Source organism: Sulfitobacter sediminis (genome assembly GCF_040811725.1).
Taxonomy (GTDB): Bacteria; Pseudomonadota; Alphaproteobacteria; order Rhodobacterales; family Rhodobacteraceae; genus Sulfitobacter; species Sulfitobacter sediminis.
In genome coordinates this window covers 1-243 of the sequence record NZ_JBFNXX010000229.1, presented here as the reverse complement: position 1 = coordinate 243, position 243 = coordinate 1, and the positions used below count along the sequence as shown (strand labels likewise).

Here is a 243-nt window from a genome sequence, read left to right as displayed (position 1 = left end):
CGGCGGCTACAACACCGGCGTCGACAACACCGGCGGCGCCAACACCGGCGGCGACAACCGCGGCGGCGACAACAACGGCGGCGACAAAAACGGCGGCGACAATAACGGCGGCGACAACAACGGCGGCGAAAATAACGGCGGCGAGAACAGCGGCGGCGACAACAGCGGCGGCAATAACGTCATCGGCACCAACATCGGCAGCAACAACGACTGACCGCAAGGGACCAATGGGGATCGAAGTGG

General features: G+C 65.0%; 1 protein-coding gene. It reads left to right on the top strand.

What is annotated here, in order from left to right:
- Window positions 1-214, top strand: a 214-nt coding sequence (locus AB2B41_RS23695) for a hypothetical protein (RefSeq protein WP_367880275.1), incomplete at its 5' end; no start/stop codon positions are given.
- Window positions 215-243: the final 29 nt, after the last annotated feature.